Here is a 16,039-nt window from a genome sequence, read left to right as displayed (position 1 = left end):
ATTATCAGCCCCTCGGCAAAAATCATGAGGGCGCCTCCCGCCCGGTCCGCAAAATCAGGACACTAGAGACCGGCAGGTCTGCCTGTGACTGGGGCCTTCGCACCCTGAACGACCTCCCTTGACCGGCCCAGCCCCTGACCCGAAAAGCCCAGCGGGCGGCCAGTGGAATTCCTGAATTCGTCCGCACCAGGCCAGTGTCGGTGCCCGTCTAATGGCAAATCTCACACGTCCCCAAGGCCGAGTCCAGGGCGGAGAACTGGCAAAATTGGGGACAGGAGTTCAACCCGACGGCGGCCGCACTGATTGGCCGCGAACCATCAGTCGCCCGGTATATCAAGGTCCAAGTGCGGATCCGTAAGTGACGTCGTGCCGGCGCCCGGATGCGTCGACGCATTCCTTGCCCAGCTTCTGCCGCCGGCCCCAAGCCCGAACGTCAGGGAAGCAGGCCATGAATGCCTGCGGAACCGCGGTCCTTGGCCCGGGCCGGTGGTCACCCTGGGCTCCTATGCCGTGCACATGATGAAACGGTGAGATCCGGCATCAACCGACACTCAGGAACCGAAATGCTTAAAGACACAATCTACTGCGAGGTCTGCTGGACGAATCCGGGGCACGCCCACATCCGCGACATGCCCATCTGCTCGTCATGCATCGAGGGATTCAACATGACCGGCCTCCACCGTCTCGTGTACTTGGATCGGGAGCCGTACGAGACGCTGGACGGGCAGCGAATGACCGATGCCGAGGCCAAAGGCGGTCGTGAGCCAGCCCTTTTTAACCCGCGCGACAGCGAACAGCTCTTTTTGGCTCGGTTTGCCAGCCTCGTAGCGGCGTTCTGACGCACCCGCAGCAGGAGCCCGACAACGCCCCCGGTCCGTGCATGGGTTAGCAACCGTTCTGGGAGCAATCCACACGCCTAGGGCTCGCCGATGTGCTGGACGTCGACCTCGAAGCGGCACTCCGGACCAAAATCGAGCTCAATGCGCACAGATACCACATAGAACTCGCCCGCGGCAACGCCTTGAAATACACCGCCCTGGCCGCAAAACGTGCAGCGGAAAGCTAGACAACCTCCGCGAACCTCTGGCCTCATACTGCCCGTCGGCGTACTGCATCGCCGACGCCGATTGGCTGGCAGAGGCTGATTGGCTGGTCGACGGGGCCAGCCCAGTTGAGCTAGCTGCCCCTCCGGGCCCAGAGGCGCAGCCGGTAATGGCCGCGGCAGCGGCCTCCTGCTGATGGAAGTATCAGGGTGAAGTCGATCATCCACTGCGATGCGGATCACCTTTTGGTCTGATATATTAGTTTTGTTCTTTGATATATATTAGCTCTCGTGAGATCTGGTTTCTTCGGAGGATCGATCGTCAACTCGATGAGGAGTGAAATAGCATGCAGCAACTTGCGCACCGGCTCGAACGCCTAGGCACCGAAACCGCCTTCAGCGTTGCCCAAGCCGCGGCCGCCTGGAAGGCGAAGGGGAACTTGGTGTACCCCTTCCACCTCGGCGATATCAACATCCCGACCGCGCCGAACATCGTGGAAGCGATGAACCGCGCGATCGCGGACGGCTACACGGGCTACTGCCCCGGCCCCGGCATCCCGCAGCTGCGTGAAGCCCTCGCCGACGACATCGGCTCGCGCCGCGGTATCGAGTTCTCCCCCGAGAACGTGGTCGTGATGACCGGCGGGAAGCCCGTCATCACGAAGTTCCTGCAGGCGGTCATGAACCCCGGCCAGGAAGTGCTCTACCCCAACCCCGGCTTCCCGATCTATGAATCGCAGATCGAGTACCTCGGCGGCACGGCTGTCCCGTACCGCTACGTGCCCACGAGCACGGGCTTCGCCATCGACCTAGAGCAGATCCGCGCCTCGATCACACCCAACACGGTCGCAATTATCTACAACGACCTGCAGAACCCCATCTCAGCCGAGTCGACTGCAGCCGAGCGCGAGGCCATCGCACAGCTCGCCATAGAACACGACCTCTGGGTCCTCTCCGACGAGGCGTATTTCGAGACCCGCTACGAGGGCGTCTCAAGCTCGATCACATCGATTCCCGGCATGGCAGAGCGTACCGTCATCCTCTACACGTTCAGCAAGAAGTTCGCCATGACCGGCTCCCGCCTCGGCTGCGCCGTCGCCCCGCGTGAGATCGCCCAGGTGCTCAGCACGCTCAACACCAACGACGAGTCCTGCACCACCCACTACGTGCAGTGGGCCGGCGTCGAAGCCCTCCGCGGCCCGCAGGATTCCGTGCAGCAGATGCTTGACATCCTGCAGACGCGCCGGGACACCGCCTGCGAACTCGTGAACTCCATCCCCGGCATGCACGTCGCCGTGCCGCAGTCGACGTTCTACCTGTTCCCCGACGTCACCGAGGTCATGGAGCGCATGGGCTACACGGCAGTCGGCGACTTCGCCTCTGACGCCCTGTACAAGACCGGCGTCTCCTTCTGCACACGCGAGCACTTCGGCCGACGCCTGCCCGGTGAGGAGCGGCAGTACATCCGGCTCGCCTACTCGGGCATCGAGGTGCCGGACATCCGGGACGGCCTTGGACGCCTGCGCGAATGGATCGAGACGGCATGAGCCGGGTAGTAGTTACGGGCAAGGTGCCCGACGCCGCGCTCGAAAAGCTCCGTGCCGAGCACGAGGTCGATGCCTGGACCGGTCCGGAGTCGATCAGCCGCGAAGAGCTCCTGCGCCGCGTCGCCGGGGCAGACGCGATCGTCAGCCTGCTCACCGAACGCATCGACGGCGAGCTGCTCGACGCCGCGGGCCCGCAGCTCAGGGTCGTCTCCAACGTCGCCGTCGGCTATGACAACATCGACGTGCCGGCCTGCACCGGACGGGGTATCGTCGCCACCAACACACCCGGCGTACTCACCGAGGCGACCGCCGATATCGCCTTCGGGCTCATCCTCATGGCAACCCGCCGGCTCGGTGAGGGCGAACGGCTCATCCGCGCCGGCCAGCCCTGGAAGTGGGGCATGTTCTTCCTGCTCGGGTCCAGCCTGCAGGGCAAGACCCTCGGCGTCGTCGGCATGGGCGGCATCGGACAGGCGACGGCACGCCGGGCCAAGGCCTTCGGCATGGACATCGTCTACCAGTCCCGCAGCGAGATCGACCCCGCGATCGCCGCGGAACTGGGCGCACGGCGCGTCGACCTCGACGAGCTGCTGACCGTTTCCGACGTCGTTTCGCTGCACTGCCCCTACGGCCCCAACACGCACCACCTGATTGGCGCCGAGCAGCTCGCGGCGATGAAGAGCTCGACATACCTCGTCAACACCGCACGCGGACCCATCGTCGACGAAGCGGCCCTCGCCGCCGCGCTGCGCGAAGGCGTCATCGCCGGCGCCGGGCTCGACGTCTTCGAGCACGAGCCCCAGGTCCATCCCGAGTTGCTGGACCTGGAAAATGTGACACTCGTGCCGCACCTCGGCTCGGCCACCGTTGAGACGCGCACCGCCATGGCCGTGCTCGCCGCCGACAACACGCTCGCCGTGCTCCGCGGTGAGCAGCCGCCCACTCCGATCGGCTAGTGGGCGGACGCCGAGAATAACGACACGGCCAAAGCAGAACGAGTACGAGCCCCGTCCCGAAGGATGGGGCTCGTACTCGTTCTGCTGTCTCGCTGGCCAACGGCCGGCGGGCCACTCACGAGTTCCATGAGAATCCGCGGTGACCCGCCGCCGTCGTTCGCTCTCATGGGTCAGTCGTTGATCAGCTCAGCGGTCGCGCTCACGGGTGCCACAGCGTCGCGGACCTTCTTGCCGCGGGCATAACCAACAAGGCCCAAGGCAAGGATGCATCCGAGTGTGCCGAGCGCGAAGGCCTCGAAGGTGAACTGCGAGACGCCCCAGGTTGCCTCGAAGTCATACTCCAGGCCGAAGAGGACCTCCAGTGTTCCGGGGAAGATCGCCACCCACGAGCCGATCAGGATCCAGACGAAGCAAATGGCACCCAAGATGCGGAAACCGGTGTCCGAGACCGGAACCTTGAACGGCCGGTCGGCGAGGGGGTACTTGCTCCGCAGCCGGACAGCGGCAGGGATAGCAAGAAGGTAGCTGAGCAGGAACGTTGAGATGGCGATGGCCAGGACCACGCCGAACAGTGCGCTGCTGGTCCCGCTGAGCTGCATTGCCGCGAGCATGAACAGCGTGGCAACCGCCCCGGAGAGCGTGTTGACGCGGATCGGCGTGCCCAGCTTGGGATGGAAGCGGCCGAAGAAGCCCCCGAAGAAAGAGCCGTCGGCGGCTGCCATGGCTTGCATGCGATCGCTGATAATCATCCATGCTGCGCCCTGCGACACAAGGACGAAGCAGAAGACCACCGCTGAAATGGCCAGCATGACCTCAGCGGCCGGGCCGAACACCGTGTAGACGGTAGCCACTGCACCGAACAGCCCGCCGATGCCCGTGATCTGGTCGAGCGGCACCACCAGCAGGATGGCCAGGATCGGCAGGAGATAACTCGCGGCGGCGATCATGGAGGAGCGGGCAACCGAGATGGGAACATCCTTGGCCGGGTTCTTCATCTCCCCCGCGGCGCTGTTGCCGGATTCGAAGCCAAGGAAGGAGAAAAGCAGCAGCGGGGTGACGCCAAGGAAGCCGGCCAAGGTGGGTGAGAAGAAGCCGAGTTCGAGTCCGTTGAAACCGTGCTGCAGCCCGTAGACCATGGTGACGATTAGGAAGAAGGTCAGAAACGCGACCTTGAGGATGGCTCCGAGTGAGGGCAGCCATTTACCGTGTTTCAAACTGACGATGGCTGAGGTCACCGTGATCCAGATGAATACCAGCTTGAAGAGGTAGTCGCTTAGGCTGCCGGCCTCCACATGGCCCACATATTCGGACCACGTTTCCACTGCCACGAACGCCATGGCGCCGCCCACCCAAACAGGCTGCGTGACCCAGGTGAAAAGCGACGTGATGGCGGCGACGACGCGGCCGAAGGCCATCTTGGTCCACACGTACACGCCACCTTCTTCGGTGAACGCGCCGCCGGTTTCGGCGAAGATCAGGCCATAAGGGACCATGAACGTGACGGCCAGGATGAGGGTCTAGGTGAAGGTTTCCCCGCCAAACCCGGAGACCTGGCCCAGGACCTCCACCGAGATGACGGCCGCGACCACCAGCAACAGGATGTCGAAGCGGCCCAGGGATTTCTGCAGATGCTGGCTTTGCTCGTGGGCAAGGCGCGTTGAGGCTATTGGCTGATCCATGATCGGTCCTTTGCTACTGCTTAAGTTTGCTACTGCGCAAGAAGGGTGGGAAGGGCGCCGTCGTGGACGCGGCTGTACACGGCGCGGCCTTCGGCGAGTGTGAGTTCGACGCCGATTCCGCCGAGGGCTGTGGCCTCAACGGCATGCGGATCGGCATCGAGCACCACCAAGTCGGCGGCCAGGCCGACTCGTATGGCGCCCCGCCCGGCGTCGAGACGGTTGGCGCGCGCGGCTCCGGTGGTGTGGGCGGCCAGCGCCGTCGCGAGGGTGATGGCCTCTGCAGGAAGCAACGGTTCGTTTTGCGAACGGGCGTCGCGGGCATGCGGGTCGGCGGGAGGGGCGGTGCGGTTCACTGCAGTGTGGATGCCCCACAGCGGGTCCGGACTGGACACCGGCCAGTCGCTGCCTATGGCCAGTTCGACGCCGGCGCGGCGCAGCGTCTCGAAGGCAAAATGCACCCGCTGGTGTGCTTCATCCAGGTAGGGCAGTTTGGTTTCCACCAGCACCGGGTCCTGCCGCGCCCAAAGCGGTTGGATGTTGGCGATGGCGCCGCTCGCCGCGAATCGGGCGACGTCGGCGGGGTCCACGAGGTCCAGGTGCGCTATCTGGTGGCGTGGGTCCCAGCCCTTCCGACGGGGCAGGTCCAGCGCATTGAGGCAGTCGCGGACCGCTTGGTCGCCCACGGCGTGCAAGTGCAGGTCGAAGCCCTCCGCGTCCGCTGCCCGGGTGATCCGGGCCAGCTCCTCCGGTTCGATCAGGCTCATCCCGACTTCATGGGGATGGCCTTTGTAGGGCCTGGTCATGGCTGCGGTGAGGTTTTCGCAGACGCCGTCCACCATGATCTTCACGGCCGTGGCCCGGAAGCGTCCGCCCGCCCGCCCTCTGCGTTCCCTGAACAGCTCCAGCTGCTCAAGCCCGAGGTCCCGGCGCCACCACAGCGCCCCGGTCACGGTGGCGGTCAGCAGGCCATCCGATTCCAAGGCCAGGTAATGCTCGAATGAGTCGGGCATGCCTAAGGCCTGCCCGACGGCCGCATCCTGCCAGGCGGTGACTCCCAGCGAGTGCAGATAGGCCTGGGCGGAGAGGAGCGCACGGCGGATGTGCTGTTTGTCCGGTTCCGGAATCAGTGCGGAGACGAGGTCGGCGGCGTGCTCGATGAGCATGCCCGTCGCGGTGCCCGCTCCGTCACGGGCGATGATGCCCCCGTCCGGATTGGACGTGGTGTCCGTGATTCCGGCAACCTCGAGCGCACGTGAATTCACCCAGGCACCGTGTCCGTCATGGCTGATCAGGAACACGGGCCGGTCTGGTACGAGCTCGTCCAGCAGCGCGCGGTGCGGGAAGCCGCCGTCGAACACGTCTCCGTACCAGCCCGCCCCCTGCACCCACTCTGCGGTTGGGTTGGCACGGGCGTAGTCCGCTATCAGCGTGCGGTACTCTTCCAAGGAATGGACGCCGGAGAGGTCGCAGCCGAGCAGCTGCAGGCCGCCCGCAAGGGGGTGCACGTGCGCGTCCTGGAAGCCGGGGAGCAGGGCTTTCCCGGCCAGGTCAATGAACTCGGCAGCGGGCCCGCGCCACGATGCGGCGTCGGCACCAAGGGCAACGATTTTGCCGTCAGCAACAGCAACGGCGTCAGTGCGGGGATGGTCAGGGTCCATGGTGTGGACCGGACCGTTGGAGAAGATCCAATCTGCGTGGGTCATGTTGCTACTTTCCAAGGACTTGAGGTTCAGCGGAACCGGAATGCAGGCGCACCAAAGCCGGCGCGGTGCGGGCGATCACCATGTAGGCAAGAGAACTGACACCGAGTCCCACGAGCCAGGCAACATCGATGCCGCCCATGGCTTCCGCCGCGGCACCCGTGTAGAAGGGAGTGGCCATGAACGGGATCTGGGCAAGAACCCCGATGCCAAAGACAATCAGGGAGCCGGCATTCCAGCGCCCGTACCGGCCGCCATCGGCGGCGTAGAACTCGTCCACCGCGTAGGAGCCGTGGCGGATGACGTAGTAGTCCACCAGGTTGACGGCGGACCACGGGATCAGCACGTACAGCAGCACGCTGAGGAAACTGAAGTAGGACGACGCAAAGCTCGTGGCCGCAGCCAAGGCCAGGGTCACGCCGAGAACGTGCAGCACCAGCGAGGTCACCAGGCGGGCTTTGGCCCCGGGGCGCCAGCCGCTGGCAAAGGTCTCAACGAGGGTCAAGGCGCACAGGGCGCTGCAGTAGGCGTTCACGGAGTTTCCGGCGGCAGCCACCAAGGCGAAACCCACCAGGACTGCGGCGCCAAGCACTGGACCGAGGATGCCGTTGAGCCCGGTCATCGTATCCACGCCACCTACTGCTATGCCGACGCCGGCCCCGAGAATCATTAACAGGGCACTGGAGACTACACAGCCGAGGTAGGTGCCCCAGAAAGCGCCCCGCGTGCCAGACCTGGCCGGCATGTAGCGCGAGTAATCCGAAACATACGGCGCGTACGTCAGTTGCCATACGATGCCGATGGCCAGCATGGCCAGGAAGCCCGTCCAGGTGAATTCACCATGGTTCATCCGGGCCCAAAAGTCGCCCCCTGCCAACAGGGCAGCAAAGGACACGAGCACCAGGGCGCCCACGATATAGGCGCCGAATGCCGTCACCTTCCGGACCAGGTTGTAGCCGAAGGCCGCGATGACGAAGCTGAGAACGGCGCAACCGGTGATCATGGCGGTTCCGCCGGCTTCGGGCAGCAGAGCGGTGATCGAATCCGCAGAGACGATCAGGTTCGAGGAGAAGTACCCCACGAACATCAGGATCGCCACGAGCACGATCAGGCTGGCGCCCCGTGAACCGAACTGGCCGCGGGCCTGCAACATCTGCGGAACACCGAGTTGCGGCCCCTGCGCGGCGTGCAATGCCATGCCGATTCCGCCGAGTGCGTGCCCCAGCAGGATTGCGATGATGGAGCTGACCATGGGAAGGCCAAGGAGCGTGGTGGCCGTCGCGCCGGTGACAACCGTCAGCGGGGTCATGTTCATGCCGAACCAGATGGTGAAGAGCTCCTGGGAGCGGCCGTGCCGCGCTTCGGCTGGGATGGGAGCGATGGACTCTTGTTCGATTTCGAAAAGCCCGGAACGGAGCATCGATTTCATGGAGGGTGTCCTTATGGCTGTGGAGGGATGCTTGCAGCGTAGGCTCGTGAATTGCATCACGTAAACTAAAGAATGACGATGAACATCAGCGTTTTTTCAGATGCACTTGGTCAGCCGAACTGGATCCACGTGGTTTTTGGCGCCGTGTAGTTGTCGAAGGCGTGCAGGGACAGATCGCGGCCGAATCCGGACTGCTTGAAGCCCCCGAAAGGCGTGGTGTTGCCCAGCGCGTCCACAGTGTTCACGGAGACCGTTCCGGCGAGCAGCTCCCCCGCCACCCGGTGGGCCCGGGACAGGTCCGAGGTCCACAAGGACGCCGCCAATCCATAGTCTGTGGCATTCGCCAGCCGCACCGCCTCGTCCTCGGTGTCGAAGGCGTGCAACACAGCAACGGGTCCGAAGATCTCCTCGCGGTGGACATCGTGACCGGCCCCAAGGCCACCCAGCAGCGTAGGCTCGAGGTAGGCGTCAGAGCCCCGGATCTCGCGCCGTTCACCTCCGAAAAGCACCTCACCTTCGGCGCGGCCGCGCACGATCCAGCGCTCGACGCTGTCAGTATGTGCGCTGCTGATCAGCGCACCGTTTCCTGCCAGGCCTGCGAGAGGATCCTCCGGCCGAAAGGCGGCCGCAGCGTCGGCCAGCAACGCAGCGAATTCGTCGTGGACACCGCGCTGGACGAGGATCCGCGAGTTGGCAGAACAGACTTGCCCCTGGTTGTAGAAGGCACCGAAGGCTGCCTTTGCTGCGGCCGTGGCGAGGTCGGCCGTGTCCGCAAAGACGATGTTGGAACTCTTGCCCCCGGCTTCGAGGCTGAGCCGTTTGAGATTGCTCTGGCCGGAGGCCGCCAGCAGGGTCCGGGAGACGGCGGTCGAGCCGGTGAACGCCACAGCGTCGACGTCCATGTGGTGCGCCAGCGCCGCGCCAACTTCCCGGCCCGTGCCGGTGACGATGTTCAGGACTCCGTCCGGCAGCCCGGCTTCAGTGGCCAATTCGGCGAGGCGCAACACGCTCAGGGACGTCTGCTCGGCCGGCTTGAGCACGAGTGTGTTTCCGGCGGCAAGCGCCGGAGCCAGCTTCCAGACTGCAATTTCGAGCGGGAAGTTCCACGGCACAATGGCGGCCACCACGCCCAACGGCTCGCGCGTCACCAAGGCGGTAGCCCCGGGCGGGACGGCAGGCAGTTCCCCGCCCTGCTTGTCGGCCGCCTCCGCGTACCAGCGCAGCGTGGAAATGGCACCGGGCACATCCACGGTGGTGGTCTGCAGGATCGGCTTCCCGCTGTCCAGTGTCTCCAGGAGTGCCAGCTCGTCGGCATGCCGCTCCATCAGCGCGGCCAGCGCCAGCAGCACCCCCTTTCGCCTTTCGGCCCCCGTGCGGGACCACGACGGGAACGCGCGCCGCGCGGCGGCGACCGCACGATCGACGTCGGGGGGACCGCCCGCAGCCAACTCGGCGAGGACGCGGCCATCAATGGGACTGGTGGTGGGCCGCGAATGTTGTCCGCTGGCGGTTGTGCGGCGGCCGTCGATAAAGGCCCTGCCGTCGATGGCAAGGGCGTTCGCCCGGCCGTGCCAGTCAAGGGAAAGCGTTGCTGAAGTGCTGGTCATAGTGGCTCCTGGGGGTTTTCGAGGGCGGCTCAGTACGTGGGCTATTAATGTTCGACGGCGGCACGGACGGCGGTGCCGCCAGTTCCGGGCGGCTTGCCCCGGGTCAGGCGGAGGGCCGCTGAAGCGCTCATGAGGCAAAGCAGTTCAACGGCGATGAGGGTGAGCATGGCCTGCTCATGGCTCGGCAATGATGCGGGGCCACCATTGCCGTGATGGCCCGCGGCGCCCGGCGCCACCAGCAGGACCAGATGGATGAGGATCATGGCGGCACTCATCGCCAACAGGTGCCCGGCAGCACGTCCGGCGCAGAGCCGCCCGCCCACCATCGGTGCTGCACAGGCCAGGCAGGCGGCACCCATGGCGGCCATCCACCAGGCCATCACACCAGCCGGACCGCTGGCGGCCGCCGCCACGTGGGCACCGGCACTGGCCGCAGCGGCGGTGCCGACGAGGCCCGCCGGAACGATGCCCGCTGGAAGGGGGGCACTCGGGAAGTGCCCAAGGCGAGGGCCGGTGCGCTGGTCCATGATTTCTCCTGGCTGCCGGCGCGATGTGGATCAGGACTTTACGCCGGGCTTGTGAGGTGGGTAACATCAAAGCGTTGGTTGAACAGTTGTACCATCAAAATTCGACTTCAGGAAGTGCCATGACCCTTCAGACCACCCCCTCGACTCCGCTGGTGCAGGCCCCGCCGGTGCTGGCCACGCTGGTGCAGGCCGCAGCGCAGCACCCGCTTGAGCAGCTCTCGGCCGAGGAAATCCATGAGGCCCGCCGGATTTTGGCAGAGGCCGGCCTCGTGGGCGAGTCCACCCGCTTCGCCTACCTCGGTCTGATCGAGCCCCCGAAGACCGCCCGCCAAGGTGACGTCACCGGTGCCGCCCGCCTGGTCCGGGCCATGCTCTGGGACGCCGCCCGGTCACGGTCCCTCGACGTCCGCCTCTCCCTGGCCACCGGCCTCGTCGTCGACAGGCGTGAACTCAACCCGGAAGCCGACGGCCAACTGCCGGTTCTCCTGGAGGAATTCGGGATCATCGAGGACATCCTGGCCGAAGACCCGCAGTGGAACGCAGCCCTTACAGCCCGCGGCCTGACCCCGGCACAGGTGCGCGTCGCTCCCCTCTCGGCGGGCGTCTTCGAGTACGGGAATGAGGAAGGCAAGCGGCTTCTGCGTGGCCTCGGATTCCGCCAGGACCACCCCGCAGACCACCCGTGGGCGCATCCGATCGACGGTCTGGTGGCCTTCGTTGATGTGGAGAACCGGCGGGTCAACCACCTGATCGACGACGGCCCGGTCCCGGTCCCGGAGGTCAACGGCAATTACACGGACCCCGCGGTCCGCGGCGAGCTCCGCACGGACCTGTTGCCTATCGAGATCACGCAGCCCGAGGGTCCCAGTTTCACCCTGGAAGGCAACCACCTTTCCTGGGCCGGCTGGGACCTGCGCGTCGGGTTCGATGCCCGCGAAGGGCTGGTGCTCCACCAACTCCACCATTCCCACAAGGGCCGGAGGCGCCCGGTGGTCCACCGCGCGTCGATCTCCGAAATGGTGGTCCCGTACGGCGACCCCTCTCCCTACAGGAGCTGGCAGAACTACTTCGACTCCGGAGAATACCTGGTGGGCCGCGACGCGAACTCACTCAGGCTCGGCTGCGACTGCCTGGGCGACATCACCTACATGTCCCCCGTGGTGGCCGATGACTTCGGCAACCCACGTACCATCGAAAACGGCATCTGCATCCATGAGGAAGACGTAGGAATCCTGTGGAAACACACGGATGAGTGGGCCGGCTCCGACGAGGTCCGCCGCAACCGCCGCCTGGTGGTCTCCTTCTTCACCACCGTGGGCAACTACGACTACGGCTTCTACTGGTACCTCTACCTGGATGGCACCATCGAGTTCGAAGCGAAGGCAACGGGCATCGTGTTCACGGCAGCGCTCCCGGACAAGGACTACGCCTACGCGTCGGAGATCGCCCCGGGCCTTGGCGCTCCGTACCACCAGCACCTCTTCAGCGCCCGGCTGGACATGATGATCGACGGCGACGCGAACCGTGTTGAGGAACTGGACCTCGTGCGCCTGCCGAAGGGCCCGGGTAATCCCCACGGGAATGCCTTCACGCAGAAGCGCACCCTGCTGGCCCGCGAATCAGAGGCCGTGCGCGACGCCGATGGCGCCAAGGGCCGTGTTTGGCACATCAGCAACCCGGACTCGCTGAACCACCTGGGCCACCCGGTGGGCTACACGCTCTACCCGGAAGGCAACCCAACCCTGGCCATGGCGGATGATTCCTCGATCGCGTCCCGGGCTGCATTCGCCCGGCACCACCTCTGGGTCACACGGCACGCGGAGGAGGAGCGTTACGCGGCAGGCGACTTCGTCAACCAACACCCGGGCGGCGCCGGGCTTCCCGCCTACGTGGCACAGGACCGCGACATCGACGGCCAGGACTTGGTGGTGTGGCACTCCTTCGGATTGACCCACTTCCCCCGCCCGGAGGACTGGCCCATCATGCCCGTGGACACCACCGGCTTCACCCTGAAGCCGCACGGCTTCTTCGACGAGAACCCAACACTGAACGTGCCCTCCTCGGCTGCCGGTCACTGCGGTACCGGAAGCGAACGTGAACATGCCGCCCCAGGAGGTACCGCCGTCGGGCATTCCGGTCCTGACACCGGCGGGCAGGGCCACTGCGGGCACTGAATCTGCGGGCAGTGGGACCGGCCCGGGCCGCGGGGGCGCGCAGGCGCGTCCCCGCGGTGGTAGGGTGCTCACGGTCCAGCCATGAACCGCGAACGAAGGAGCCGCATGCCCCGCTTGGTCGATCACCAGGAACGGCGACGTTCCATCATCGAGACCACGTGGCGGTTGATCGCGGGGCAGGGCATCGAGAACGCCAGCATGCGGGACATTGCGCGGGAATGCGGGTACGCGGCACCGGGCGTGCTGGCCCATTATTTCCCCAATAAGGACGCCCTGCTGCTGGCTTCGTACGAACTGATCTGCCAGCGCACCAACGAACGGATCGCCACGGGCATTGCCGGCCGCCGGGGCCTTTCGGCGCTGCGCAGCCTCTGCCTGGAGATTATTCCGGCGGATCCCCTCACCGTGGTCGAGGCTCGCGTGGCGGTCTCCTTCTGGCAGCGCGCGCAGACGGAGGACGCTCTGCGGGCCGTCGGGCGGGACGCACTGCTGCACTGGCGCGGCCTGGTGATGGGCTTCCTCGCCCAGGCAGAGCACGACGGCGAATGCGAACCTTTGGCTGATGCGGATGCGGTCGCCGATGAGCTGCTGAACATCATGATGGGCCTGCACGTGACCGCCATGCTGGATCCGGATGCCGTCACAGGCTCGCGCCAGCGTCATCTGGTGGAGCGGGCGCTGGCGCGGCTCGCGTCCGGCCAGCCTGGCTCTTGAGGCACCGGACACGACCGTAGCCCGGGCTTCAGATTCTGAGCCGCGGGCTACGGAGTTGCTTGCTGGTTATGTCAGTGACGAATGCGCGTGTCTGCCGGCGCGGTTTGGCGGGGTGCCGTCTGGATGTCCTCTTCTCCCAGAAGGTCCTTGCCTGTGCTTTCCTTCATGCTCAGTACGGCAGCCAGCCCAACCAGGCCAACGAGAATGAGGTAGAAGGCAGGCATCATTTCGTTGCCGGTCTGGGCAATGAGCCAGGTCAGGACGTACGGCACGGTGCCGGCAAAGATGGCCGCGGTGACGCTGTAGGCGACCGAGAGGCCGGTCTGCCGTGTCCGGGTGGGGAAGAGTTCCGCTGCCGCTGCCGCATGGACTCCGAGAATAAGGGCCAAAATGATGCCCAGGCCGATGGTGCTGACGATGCCCGCCCAGGACGTGCCGGAGTGCATGATCAGGAACAGCGGATATGCCAGCACCACCAGGGAAATGGCCGCGGCAATGAGCACTGGCTTCCGGCCGATCCGGTCAGACAGCGCGCCCACCAACGGTACAAGGATGAGCCCGGCCACGGATGCGGCGGTGGAGAGCAGGGCGGCCGTGCCGGCGTCGAAGCCCAGGACCTTCTCCTGGTAGGTCAGGAGGTAAACGAGCACCACGTAGAAGGTCACGTGCATCATGATTTCCAGGCCGCTCATCTGCAGGAGCTGCTTCCAGTGCCGGGTGAAGACCTCCCTGACCGGGCTCTGGGGGACGTTGTCCAGCTGCTCGAGTGAGCGGAACTCGGGGGTGTCTTCAATCTTGGAACGGATGTAGAAGCCGATGATGCCCATCGGAACTGCGATCAGGAAAGGAATCCGCCAGCCGCCGTCGGCAATGGTTTGGGCGTCCATGACGCTGGTCAGGACGAAGACCACCAGCGACGCCGCCAGGAAGCCCAGGAGGCTGCCGAACTCGAGCCAGCTGACTCCGAATCCGCGGTGTTTTCTGGGCGAGTATTCTGCGAGGAAGGCCGCCGCGCTGCCGAACTCGCCGCCCGCGGCGAGCCCCTGCACCACGCGGGCCGCGACGAGCAGGACGGGCGCCCACAGGCCGATCGCGTCGTAGGTAGGCAGGAGCCCTACCACCAGCGTCGCCGCGCTCATGGAGAGGATGACGATGGACAGAGTCTTCTTACGCCCGATCCTGTCGCCCAGTGTTCCGAAGACGAGGGCGCCCAACGGACGGACGCCGAAGCTGATGGCGAAGACCGCGAAGACGGAAAGCAGCGCTGCCGTGCTGTCCTGCTGGGGGAAGAAGACGACCGCGATGGTGGAGGCGAGATAGGCGTAGATGGCCCACTCAAACCAGTGGACGAAGACGCCGATGGAACCGGCAGCAACGCTGGTGCGCAAGCCCTTCCGGCTGATCTGCCCCTCGATTTTATTGGTGTTCACAGTTCCTCCTGGAGGAAAAGATCCGATGCTGGGATGGGGAGAGCGAGCCCACGGCGGTCGACGTTGACGGCCTGCAGAGCTGCGCCACCAGAATGCGTGAGTTGGGTCACGCCCGAATGCTGGCATAACCATTGTCGAAGGGCGTCGCACAATCTGTCGAATAGATTTTAGATGCGAACTGTATCTGCTGAGCAGATGCAGTTGACCGCCGCCGCCTTAGGAGCGTGCGGACCTGGCCGCCACTATTTGGTGTCTTACGGCCTGGGCTACCGCCCGGACCCTTGCTGTTGGGCGGTGGGACTTCAGGTGGGCCAGGACAGTCTTCAATTCAGGCACTTCGTCGCGGATTTCGACGGCGGCCAGCTGGCCGCCGTCGTACGTCATCTGATGCTGGGGCCGCTGGTGAAGGATTGAATAGCCCAGTCCCCGGGCCACGAATGTGCGTACGGTTTCATAGCTGGCCGAGCGGAACCGGATGTCCGGCTCCTGGCCGCCCAGACGGGCGATGGAAAGCATGAGGTCGCGGGTGTGGGGCAGGTCCAGCAACACGAATGACTCGCCGCTCAGCGCCGACAATGCAACGCTCTCCGCCCCGGCGAGTTTGTGGTCCGGAGGCAGCGCCACATAGGGCCTGACCGTATCCACCACGGATGTGGCGATGACGTCCGGCAGGTCAAGGTCGTAGCACAGCGCCAGATCTGCCTGGCCGCTGAGCAAGGCATTGATGCAGCCCAGGGTATCGGTCTCGATGACTTCCGTTTCAAGGGCCGGATGGTCTTCCCGCAGCCTGGTCAGGACGCCAGGGAGCAGGAACGGCGCAAGGGTGCTGAAACATGCAATGCGGATCCGGCCAGCAACGCTCTGGTGCTCTCCGCGGGCGTGATCGATGCTTTCTTCAACCTGCGCGAGGATCGCCTGGGCATCACGAACAAAGAGCTCGCCGGCGGGCGTCAGCACCAGACCTTTGGAGCGCTGCCTGATGAAGAACTGCGTTCCGACATGGCGCTCCAGCTGGGCGATCGCAGCGGATACGGCGGACTGCGCCACGTTGAGCCGTGCAGCCGCGCCCGTCATGGACAGCTGTGCCGCCGCTTCCACGAAGTAGCGCAATTGGGTGAGTGTCACATCCATGGGACGAGGATACCCCCTGCATCGCAATTACCGATGCAATCCTTCTGAAAGAACTGTTGGACAGATCCAAACCGTCACAGGAAGCTGAAGGATACGAGCATCC

General features: G+C 65.2%; 13 protein-coding genes. 5 read left to right on the top strand and 8 right to left on the bottom strand.

Annotation, left to right across the window (positions count from 1 at the left end; translation table 11 throughout):
* The first annotated feature begins 563 nt into the window (after positions 1-563).
* From ABRP34_RS01815 to ABRP34_RS01805, 3 genes are all read left to right on the top strand, one after another.
* Complete coding sequence (locus ABRP34_RS01815; RefSeq protein WP_353712033.1) at positions 564-839, top strand: hypothetical protein; 276 nt, start codon at positions 564-566, stop codon at positions 837-839.
* A 550-nt stretch (positions 840-1,389) separates the two neighbouring features.
* Positions 1,390-2,589: an aminotransferase class I/II-fold pyridoxal phosphate-dependent enzyme gene (locus ABRP34_RS01810; protein ID WP_353712032.1), complete on the top strand. Its 1,200-nt coding sequence runs from the start codon at positions 1,390-1,392 to the stop codon at positions 2,587-2,589.
* Complete coding sequence (locus tag ABRP34_RS01805) at positions 2,586-3,545, top strand: D-glycerate dehydrogenase (protein ID WP_353712031.1); 960 nt, start codon at positions 2,586-2,588, stop codon at positions 3,543-3,545. Before ABRP34_RS01810 ends, ABRP34_RS01805 begins: the two co-directional genes overlap by 4 nt.
* Before the next feature lie 170 nt (positions 3,546-3,715).
* Here the strand turns inward: ABRP34_RS01805 and ABRP34_RS01800 are convergent, their stop codons facing one another.
* The 6 genes from ABRP34_RS01800 to ABRP34_RS01775 all read right to left on the bottom strand — a co-directional run bounded on the left by ABRP34_RS01800 (position 3,716) and on the right by ABRP34_RS01775 (position 10,487).
* Positions 3,716-5,038, bottom strand: a complete 1,323-nt coding sequence (locus tag ABRP34_RS01800; RefSeq protein ID WP_353712030.1) for an APC family permease — start codon at positions 5,036-5,038, stop codon at positions 3,716-3,718.
* Positions 5,039-5,062: 24 nt separating this feature from the next.
* Positions 5,063-5,224 (bottom strand): hypothetical protein, encoded by a 162-nt coding sequence (locus tag ABRP34_RS01795; protein WP_353712029.1) that lies wholly within the window; start codon positions 5,222-5,224, stop codon positions 5,063-5,065.
* A gap of 29 nt (positions 5,225-5,253) precedes the next feature.
* Positions 5,254-6,927, bottom strand: coding sequence for an amidohydrolase (locus ABRP34_RS01790; protein ID WP_353712028.1), 1,674 nt, complete (start codon positions 6,925-6,927; stop codon positions 5,254-5,256).
* 4 nt (positions 6,928-6,931) lie between these two features.
* A complete protein-coding gene (locus ABRP34_RS01785) occupies positions 6,932-8,353 on the bottom strand; it encodes a cytosine permease (protein WP_353712027.1) in 1,422 nt (473 codons plus the stop codon).
* Positions 8,354-8,463: 110 nt separating this feature from the next.
* Positions 8,464-9,960, bottom strand: a complete 1,497-nt coding sequence (locus ABRP34_RS01780) for an aldehyde dehydrogenase family protein (protein ID WP_353712026.1) — start codon at positions 9,958-9,960, stop codon at positions 8,464-8,466.
* 44 nt (positions 9,961-10,004) lie between these two features.
* Positions 10,005-10,487 carry a hypothetical protein gene (locus ABRP34_RS01775; RefSeq protein WP_353712025.1) on the bottom strand — a complete coding sequence of 161 codons (483 nt, stop codon included), beginning with the start codon at positions 10,485-10,487 and terminating at the stop codon, positions 10,005-10,007.
* 119 nt (positions 10,488-10,606) lie between these two features.
* Between ABRP34_RS01775 and ABRP34_RS01770 the strand changes: the two genes are divergently transcribed.
* Both ABRP34_RS01770 and ABRP34_RS01765 read left to right on the top strand, forming a co-directional pair.
* Entirely contained in the window at positions 10,607-12,661 is a 2,055-nt protein-coding gene (locus ABRP34_RS01770; RefSeq protein WP_353712024.1) for a primary-amine oxidase, read from the top strand.
* A gap of 105 nt (positions 12,662-12,766) precedes the next feature.
* Positions 12,767-13,375, top strand: a complete 609-nt coding sequence (locus tag ABRP34_RS01765) for a TetR/AcrR family transcriptional regulator (protein WP_003803497.1) — start codon at positions 12,767-12,769, stop codon at positions 13,373-13,375.
* Between the two features lie 71 nt (positions 13,376-13,446).
* Here ABRP34_RS01765 and ABRP34_RS01760 read toward each other — a convergent pair whose 3' ends face one another.
* Both ABRP34_RS01760 and ABRP34_RS01755 read right to left on the bottom strand, forming a co-directional pair.
* Complete coding sequence (locus ABRP34_RS01760; protein WP_353712023.1) at positions 13,447-14,805, bottom strand: MFS transporter; 1,359 nt, start codon at positions 14,803-14,805, stop codon at positions 13,447-13,449.
* Positions 14,806-15,021: 216 nt separating this feature from the next.
* Entirely contained in the window at positions 15,022-15,936 is a 915-nt protein-coding gene (locus ABRP34_RS01755) for a LysR substrate-binding domain-containing protein (protein WP_003803502.1), read from the bottom strand.
* Between the last annotated feature and the right edge of the window lie 103 nt (positions 15,937-16,039).

The organism is Arthrobacter sp. K5 (assembly GCF_040448525.1).
Classification (GTDB): Bacteria; Actinomycetota; Actinomycetes; order Actinomycetales; family Micrococcaceae; genus Arthrobacter; species Arthrobacter globiformis.
Note: the sequence above shows the minus strand (reverse complement) of the source record. Positions and strands in the feature narration are given on the sequence as shown.

Bases quoted from the DNA above. Each gene is read 5' to 3' on its own strand.
- ABRP34_RS01755 (WP_003803502.1), bottom strand. From the start codon at position 15,936: ATGGATGTGACACTCACCCAATTGCGCTACTTCGTGGAAGCGGCGGCA.
- ABRP34_RS01770 (WP_353712024.1), top strand. From the start codon at position 10,607: ATGACCCTTCAGACCACCCCCTCGACTCCGCTGGTGCAGGCCCCGCCG.
- ABRP34_RS01785 (WP_353712027.1), bottom strand. From the start codon at position 8,353: ATGAAATCGATGCTCCGTTCCGGGCTTTTCGAAATCGAACAAGAGTCC.
- ABRP34_RS01795 (WP_353712029.1), bottom strand. From the start codon at position 5,224: ATGGATCAGCCAATAGCCTCAACGCGCCTTGCCCACGAGCAAAGCCAG.
- ABRP34_RS01810 (WP_353712032.1), top strand. From the start codon at position 1,390: ATGCAGCAACTTGCGCACCGGCTCGAACGCCTAGGCACCGAAACCGCC.
- ABRP34_RS01805 (WP_353712031.1), top strand. From the start codon at position 2,586: ATGAGCCGGGTAGTAGTTACGGGCAAGGTGCCCGACGCCGCGCTCGAA.
- ABRP34_RS01775 (WP_353712025.1), bottom strand. From the start codon at position 10,487: ATGGACCAGCGCACCGGCCCTCGCCTTGGGCACTTCCCGAGTGCCCCC.
- ABRP34_RS01780 (WP_353712026.1), bottom strand. From the start codon at position 9,960: ATGACCAGCACTTCAGCAACGCTTTCCCTTGACTGGCACGGCCGGGCG.
- ABRP34_RS01765 (WP_003803497.1), top strand. From the start codon at position 12,767: ATGCCCCGCTTGGTCGATCACCAGGAACGGCGACGTTCCATCATCGAG.
- ABRP34_RS01800 (WP_353712030.1), bottom strand. From the start codon at position 5,038: ATGGTCCCTTATGGCCTGATCTTCGCCGAAACCGGCGGCGCGTTCACC.
- ABRP34_RS01815 (WP_353712033.1), top strand. From the start codon at position 564: ATGCTTAAAGACACAATCTACTGCGAGGTCTGCTGGACGAATCCGGGG.
- ABRP34_RS01790 (WP_353712028.1), bottom strand. From the start codon at position 6,927: ATGACCCACGCAGATTGGATCTTCTCCAACGGTCCGGTCCACACCATG.